General features: G+C 72.0%; 9 protein-coding genes (1 of these 9 running past the window's edge). 4 read left to right on the top strand and 5 right to left on the bottom strand.

From position 1 onward, the window contains the following. The 4 genes from H565_RS0111685 to H565_RS0111675 form a co-directional block, all read right to left on the bottom strand. Positions 1-365 carry the beginning of an aldehyde dehydrogenase family protein gene (locus tag H565_RS0111685; RefSeq protein ID WP_027461197.1) on the bottom strand. 1,147 nt of this gene lie to the left of the window's left edge, so the window shows 365 of its 1,512 coding nt (coding positions 1-365); its start codon is at positions 363-365; its stop codon lies off the left edge, out of view. Between the two features lie 162 nt (positions 366-527). Beyond that, the gene (locus tag H565_RS15240; protein ID WP_051363583.1) at positions 528-908 is read right to left on the bottom strand and encodes a TlpA family protein disulfide reductase; all 381 of its coding nucleotides are present in this window, start codon (positions 906-908) and stop codon (positions 528-530) included. Then, the gene (locus tag H565_RS16640; protein WP_169726677.1) at positions 905-1,069 is read right to left on the bottom strand and encodes a hypothetical protein; all 165 of its coding nucleotides are present in this window, start codon (positions 1,067-1,069) and stop codon (positions 905-907) included. Before H565_RS16640 ends, H565_RS15240 begins: the two co-directional genes overlap by 4 nt. Positions 1,070-1,121: 52 nt before the next feature. Next, positions 1,122-2,552 (bottom strand): bifunctional metallophosphatase/5'-nucleotidase, encoded by a 1,431-nt coding sequence (locus tag H565_RS0111675; RefSeq protein WP_027461196.1) that lies wholly within the window; start codon positions 2,550-2,552, stop codon positions 1,122-1,124. Positions 2,553-2,691: 139 nt separating this feature from the next. Here H565_RS0111675 and H565_RS0111670 point away from each other — a divergent pair, with 139 nt between their 5' ends. The 4 genes from H565_RS0111670 to H565_RS0111655 all read left to right on the top strand — a co-directional run bounded on the left by H565_RS0111670 (position 2,692) and on the right by H565_RS0111655 (position 5,753). Beyond that, a complete protein-coding gene (locus tag H565_RS0111670; protein WP_027461195.1) occupies positions 2,692-2,964 on the top strand; it encodes a metal-sensitive transcriptional regulator in 273 nt (90 codons plus the stop codon). 47 nt (positions 2,965-3,011) lie between these two features. Next, positions 3,012-4,439 (top strand): aldehyde dehydrogenase family protein, encoded by a 1,428-nt coding sequence (locus H565_RS0111665; RefSeq protein ID WP_027461194.1) that lies wholly within the window; start codon positions 3,012-3,014, stop codon positions 4,437-4,439. 182 nt (positions 4,440-4,621) lie between these two features. Then, a complete protein-coding gene (locus H565_RS0111660; RefSeq protein WP_027461193.1) occupies positions 4,622-5,008 on the top strand; it encodes an HU family DNA-binding protein in 387 nt (128 codons plus the stop codon). Between the two features lie 106 nt (positions 5,009-5,114). Continuing rightward, a complete protein-coding gene (locus tag H565_RS0111655; RefSeq protein WP_034409413.1) occupies positions 5,115-5,753 on the top strand; it encodes a cyclodeaminase/cyclohydrolase family protein in 639 nt (212 codons plus the stop codon). Here the strand turns inward: H565_RS0111655 and H565_RS0111650 are convergent. Continuing rightward, complete coding sequence (locus tag H565_RS0111650) at positions 5,750-6,319, bottom strand: hypothetical protein (RefSeq protein ID WP_027461191.1); 570 nt, start codon at positions 6,317-6,319, stop codon at positions 5,750-5,752. The two genes, H565_RS0111655 and H565_RS0111650, sit on opposite strands and share 4 nt — an antisense overlap. Positions 6,320-6,353 lie beyond the last annotated feature (34 nt).

Raw genomic sequence — 6,353 nt, 5'->3', positions numbered from 1 at the left:
GTGCGGGCCTGACGCAGTGGCTTGCCGATTTCCCAGGCGAGCAGCGCCGCAAACAGCTCCCGCCGCGCGGCGATGGCGTCTATGGCCGCGCTCACCCGGCGGCGGCGCTCGTCGAGGTCGGTGGCCGACCAGGCCTCGTGGGTTCGGGTGCAGGCTTCCAGCACGGCCCCCACGTCTGCCCCGCCCAGCTCCAGGGGGCGAGTAAGCGGGGTGCCGTCGTTGGGGGAAAAGGTCTGGCGCGGGGCGCCCGTCCCCTGCCAGCTCTCCCCCCAGACGGAGCGCAGGGTGCCGTCCGGCAGCGCCGCTTCGGGAACGAGGGCCGTGACCTGCCGCCAAACGTCGGACCAGCTTCTGCCGCTGTGCATGGTTCACCTCCGGGAAGGATTCCAGGGTAGGGAAGCGTGGGTGCAAAAGTCCAATAGATTTCCCCCGGACCTTTATCATCAATGAATATGCCTCTCCGGGTGCTTGACCCCAACTCATCCTGGCTGAGGGAGCACCCGACCAACCGGCCCGCTGGCGGGCGGTCAAGGCGAGGGTTGCTGCGCCCGCTGGAGCAGCCCCCGGAGCTGCGGGGCGGTCAGGGGGCCGAGGTGCCGGGCGACGACCTGGCCCTCGCGGCCCACCACAAAGGTGCTGGGGTACCCGCTCACCCGCCAGGCCTGCCGCAGGGGGCCGCTGTCCAGGAAGGTTTCCTGCGAGACGCCCACGCTCCTGAGGAAGGCCTGGACCTGCTTGGGGTCTTCGCCGCCATTCACCAGAATGACCGGCTCTCCAGCCTGGAGGGCGCGGGCGAGCACCGGGAGTTCGGCCCGGCAAGGACCGCACCAGGTTGCCCAGACATTGACTACGGCGGGCCGGGGCAACTCGGCAAAGGTCACCGGAGTGACCTCGCCCTGGGGGGTCACCCGCAGCAGCGTGACCCCGCCCGCCTCCAGCGCCGGAGGGGGCGCGGGCCGCAGCAGCAGCGGGAGGGCGGCGGCAGCGGCGGTGAGCAGAGCAGCAGGGCCAGGCGGTCCCAGGCGAGCACCGGCGGACCGAGTTGCAGCGCGTCCGGCGTGAGGGTCATCGCCTGGCCCCCTGCGGCGCCTGGGCCTGCCCCCGCTGTTGTTGCCTCACGTTCAGGTCAACCGCACATTGGCGGGTGGGGGAGTATAGGGGCCAGCCTCGCGCAGGTAGCCCTCCAGTGCGTCCAGGGCACGCAGTGGCCCCTCGCGGCGCTGCCGCCCGTACCGCTCCGGGAGGGCCTGGCGGGTGAGGTAGGCGGCGGTGTAGGTGCGTTGCGGGTCCACCTTCTCTCCACCGACCTCCAGCCGCAGCACGCGCTGGCCGCGGGGGTGCTCCAGCTTGGCGTACACAAAGAGGCCAGAAAGCCGCTTGACGTAGCCGCCCTTCTGCTGCCAGGGGTCGCAGGCAAAGACCGCCTCCAGGCTGTCTTCCAGGAGGTCGCGCAGTTCCTGCCCGGTCAGCTCGGCGGTGCTGACGGGCGGGTTGTGCGGGATGAGGTCCCAGGCGGCGAGGCGCGAGACGGGTCCCGGCGGGATGGGTGCCCCGTAGCGCCAGCCGTTGGACAGGGCAAGGTCCGCGCCCGTCGCCCAGCGGACCGCGTCGGTGAGGAGCTGGTCGGCGGGGGCACTGAGGGTCGTGGCCCGGTGCAGGATGGCCCGCGCTTCCCCGATGGTGGAGGCCTCCGCCTCTCGGAAAGGGCGCAGCCGCTCGGCGACCTGCCGGGCCAACTCCAGGTCTTCCCGCAGGTCCGGCGAGATGACCTTCAGCTCGTGGTGGACGACCTGCACGCCCCCTGGCGTCACCTCCAGGTCCAGGCGGGTCACGAAGCTGCCGTGGCAGCCCGCCTGCACGAGTACCGTGGAGCCAATGACCGCTGGGGCCTCCAGGCGGGTGTGTGTGTGGCCGCTCAGAATCACGTCGATGCCGGGCACCTCGGCAGCCAGGGCGCAGTCTTGCGGAAAGCCCAGGTGCGAGAGGACGACCACCACGTCGGCCCCCTGCCCGCGCAGTTCGGGCACGAGCCGCGCCACCTCCTCCCGGCCCTGGGTGACCCGCAGGTGCTCGGTGCCCCACAGCGGTCCCATGTCCCCGACCAGGGGGCACGCCACCCCGATCACGCCGACGCGCAGGCCGCCCCGCTCCAGCAGCCGGGTCGCCGGGAACAGGAGCTGGCCGCGTTCGTCCGTGACGTTGCAGGCGAGGAGGGGGTAGTCCAGGCGGCCCACCAGCTCCTGGAGGCGCTCTGGCCCGTAGGCGAAGTCCCAGTGACCCGTCATGCCCTCCAGGCCCAGCGGGTTGAGCAGCTCCGGCAGGAAGTCGCCGCGGGTCTGCACCCCTGGCCCCGTGCCGTGAAAGGTGTCGCCGCAGTCAAGGGCGAGCACGGGATGAGTCACCTCGCGCCGCACGTCGTCAAAGGACGCCCCGATGCGGGCCAGCCCCCCGGCCTCCCGCAGCACGGGCTGCCCCCCCTCCCAGAAGACTTCGGGGTGAGGCTCCAGGTAAGCGTGCAGGTCATTGAGTTGCAGCAGGGTGAGTCGCGCCATGGGGACCCCAGCCTAGCCCACCGGAGCGGCGGAGAAGGGGGCTGGTTCCCACTACCCTGGGGGGGTATAGTGGGGGGTGAAGTTGGCCCTTGCGATTCCCTGTCTTTCTGGCCCCCCGCCGCCTGCTCTGAGGAGTTCTATGACCCGAACCTCCCCTTCCCTGAGTCCCACCGACGAAAAGATTCTCAACCGCCTGCGCCGCATCGAGGGCCAGGTGCGCGGCCTTCAGCGCATGATTGAGGAGGGCCGCGACTGCCACGACGTTCTGACCCTGTTGTCGGGCATCCGCAGTGCGCTCGACGCGACGGGTGACACCATCCTGGAGCAGTACGCATCGGGGTGCCGCGCCCACCCGGACCAGCCCATCACCCCGCAGGACGTGGTGCGGGCGGTGAAATTGCTGCGGGGCTAAGCGCGGGCGGCTGGTTGCTGGCCGCCCCCGCGCCGTACAGTGACCCCATGACCACTGCCCTGACCCGCGTGCCCCTCTTGATCGGGGGCGAGGCTGTGAGCACCGCGCAGGTGGACCGGGTATTCAACCCCTATACGGGAGCGCCGCTCTATGACGTGGCCCGTGCCGGGGAGGCCGAGCTGCGCCGGGCGCTCGACCTCGCGGCGGAGATCTTCCGCGAGGTTCGCCGCTGGCCCGCGCACCGCCGCGCCGACCGTCTGCGCCGGGCCTCCGCGCTGCTCGCGGAGCGCGCCGACCTCTTTGCCCGCACCATCGCCACTGAGGCGGGCAAGCCCATGAAGGCCGCGCGGGTGGAGGTGGCCCGCAGCGTCGAGAACCTGTCCTTTGCGGCAGATGAGGCGCTGCGGCTCGCGGGCGAGGGGATTCCGCTGGACGCGAGCCGCTTCGGGGAAGGCCGGGTGGGCTTTACCCGCCGCGAACCCCGCGGCATCATCGCGGCGATTAGCCCCTTCAACTTCCCGCTCAACCTCGCGCTGCACAAGGTCGGTCCGGCGCTTGCGGGCGGCAACGTGGTCATCCTCAAGCCCGCCCCCCAGACGCCCCTGACGGCCAATCTGCTCGCCGAGCTGCTGCGCGATGCCGGATTTCCGCCCGGTGCGCTGAGCGTGCTGCACGGCGGGGCCGAACTCGGCGCGGCGCTGACCTCGGCCCCGGAGGTCGCGCTGGTGACCTTTACGGGCAGCCCCGGCGTGGGCGAGAGCATCAAGCGCGGCAGCGGCCTCAAGCCGGTCGTGCTGGAACTGGGCAACAACAGCGCCAACCTGGTCGACGCCGAGAGCGACGTGGAGGGCGCGGCGCGGGCGCTCGCCGCCGTCTCCTTTTCCTACCAGGGGCAGGTGTGCATCCACCCCCAGCGCCTGATCATCCACGAGGCCGCCTATGACCGTTTCCGGGAGGTCTTCCTGGAGGCCAGCCGAGCGCTCGTGTGCGGCGACCCCCTCGACGAGGCGACTGACGTGGGGCCGCTCATTGGGGCGGCGGCGCTGACGCGCCTGGGCGACTGGATTGCCGAAGCCCAGGCCCTCGGCGGGCGGCTGCTGCTGGGGGGCACCCCCCAGGGCACGGTGTTGCCCCCCACCGTCCTGGAGGACGTGCCCGAACAGGCCCGCTTGGTGGCCGAAGAAGCGTTCGGCCCGGTCGTGGTCCTCTCCCGCGCCGCGAGCTGGACAGGGGCCATCGCCCAGGCCAACCGCAGCCGCTACGGCCTCCAGACCGGAGTCTTCACCACCAACCTCGCGCATGCCCTGGAAGCCGCCCGCGACCTGGAGGCGGGCGGGGTCATCGTGAATGACCCCAGCACCTTCCGGGTCGACCAGATGCCCTACGGCGGCATCAAAGACAGCGGCTTTGGCCGCGAGGGTGCCCGTGCCGCCGCCGAGGAACTCACCTACGTCAAGACCGTGGTGCTGCGCTGAGCGCCCGCTTCGCCCTGCCGGATGGGGGGGAAGAATGGGGGAAAGCCACCTTCAACGTGACTTAATGAACTTTTTGAAAAAGTCGTCTTAGACGGGATTTTTCGCCCTGGCGACTGGTAGGATGCGTGCTGGAGGGCCTGTTTGGGCTATACCCCCCCTTTTCGCCGTCCAGCGCATATGTCATGCTGCACGCCATGACGAAGAAGACGACGAAAGCGGCGGCAAGCAAGAAGTCCGAAGGTGCGGCGCGGGGCCGCGGCGCGGCGGGCACCGAGGGCGGCAGCGAGCGCACCGGCAAGGTCGCCAAGACCCAGCTGGTCGAGCAGGTCGCCGCGAAGACCGGCCTGACCAAGAAGCAGAGCGAGGAAGCCGTGAGCGCCATGCTGGAAGTTATCGTGGACGCCATCCGCAGCGGCCAGAGCGTGGGCCTGCCCGGCCTGGGCACCCTCAGCGTCAAGGCCACGGCGGCCCGCACCGGCGTCCGTCCCGGCACTTCCGAGAAGATTCAGATTCCTGCGGGCAAGAAGGTCGCCTTCAAGGTCGCCAGCACCCTCAAGGGCAACCTGTAAGCGTTCGCCTCCGCCTGAGCCGTCTCCCGCGCGGGGGGGCGGCTTTTTGAGTGGCCAGCGGCCAGCCTCCAGCCGCCAGCAGGAGCGGTCGCGTAGAGTGCCCCCTATGGCGCAGTTTTGGGACGAGACAGCCCGTGACCTCCTCGCGCGGACGGCGAGCGGTGACCCCACGCCGGGGGGTGGGGCGGCGGGGGCGGTCTCGGCGGCTTTTGGGGTCGCGCTCATGGAAATGGCGCTCCATATCGCCCTGGAGCGGTCCTGGCGGGAGGAAGCGCATCCGCCGCGCCGCGCCTTGCTCTCCTGGCTGGCCGGGCAGCGCGAGCGCCTCCAGACGCTGGGACAGGCCGACGCGCGGGCCTTTGGGCGCTTCGTGGAGGCCGCCCGCTCGCCCGGCGAGACGCCGGAGCAGGCCGCCGAGCGCGAAGCCGCCCTGGAGGACGCCGCCCGCCGCGCCGCCGGTGTGCCCCTCGACCTCGCGCAGACCGGGGTGCGGGTGCTGGAGCGAGCCGCCGAAGCGCTGGCGCCCGCGCTCGTCGTCAGCGACGTGGGTGCGGGGGCCGGGTTGCTCGCCGGGGCCGCCGACGCCGCCCGCGTGACCGTGGAAGCCAACCTCTCCCGGTTGCCGGACGCCGAGGCCCAGGCCCTGCGCGAGGAGAGCGCCGCTCTGGCCCGCCGCGCCCGCGAGCTGGCAGGCGGGGTGCTGGGGGAGGCGCTGAGGCGGCTGGGAGAGCGGGGGGACGGTTAGCCCCGGACCTCCACCGTGACGGGCAGCTCGCACGCCGTGACCTCCCCGTGCGGCGAGACCGCAAGCACCCGGCGCTCGGCCAGGGTCCACAGCGCCCGGTGAATCGCCATCTCGGCGGCGGGGTCGCCGGAGGGCGCGAGGCGGTCGAGGAGGACGGTGTAGCGCAGCGTCCCCGCCTGACCGCCCGCCCACCCGGTCGAGTCGGCGAGCAAGGTGAGCACCCGCCGCTGCTCCGGCGTCTCGCCCTGGGCAATCAGGGCGGCCCTGGCCCGCGCCATCGCCACCCGCGCTTCCCGCTCGCGGCGACGCTGGGCGAGCACGGCGGCCACGTCGTCGGGGACCGCCTCGCCGGGGCGGGTGTGGCGGCGTTCGATGAGGCGTTCGAGGTGCTCGTCGGCGCGGGCGCGGGCCTGTCCGCCAAGGTCCCCAGCGCGGGCTTTGAGGCGGCTGGCCGCGTCCTGCACGCGGGGGTCATGCCGCAGGGACTCAGCGGCGCGGCGGGCGGCCTCGCCCACCCCTGCCGCCTCCTGCCGGGCGACCGTGCGGAGGATGGAACGCAGTTTCATGGGGTCAGGTACGGGAGGAAGGAGCTGGGGGTTC

Source organism: Deinococcus murrayi DSM 11303 (assembly GCF_000482805.1).
In the GTDB taxonomy this organism is placed as follows: Bacteria; Deinococcota; Deinococci; order Deinococcales; family Deinococcaceae; genus Deinococcus; species Deinococcus murrayi.
This window is presented reverse-complemented; position numbering and strand designations above follow the sequence as displayed.

Coding starts and splice junctions, on each gene's coding strand:
- H565_RS0111665 (WP_027461194.1), top strand. CDS start 3,012: ATGACCACTGCCCTGACCCGCGTGCCCCTCTTGATCGGGGGCGAGGCT.
- H565_RS0111650 (WP_027461191.1), bottom strand. CDS start 6,319: ATGAAACTGCGTTCCATCCTCCGCACGGTCGCCCGGCAGGAGGCGGCA.
- H565_RS0111660 (WP_027461193.1), top strand. CDS start 4,622: ATGCTGCACGCCATGACGAAGAAGACGACGAAAGCGGCGGCAAGCAAG.
- H565_RS0111655 (WP_034409413.1), top strand. CDS start 5,115: ATGGCGCAGTTTTGGGACGAGACAGCCCGTGACCTCCTCGCGCGGACG.
- H565_RS16640 (WP_169726677.1), bottom strand. CDS start 1,069: ATGACCCTCACGCCGGACGCGCTGCAACTCGGTCCGCCGGTGCTCGCC.
- H565_RS0111670 (WP_027461195.1), top strand. CDS start 2,692: ATGACCCGAACCTCCCCTTCCCTGAGTCCCACCGACGAAAAGATTCTC.
- H565_RS0111675 (WP_027461196.1), bottom strand. CDS start 2,552: ATGGCGCGACTCACCCTGCTGCAACTCAATGACCTGCACGCTTACCTG.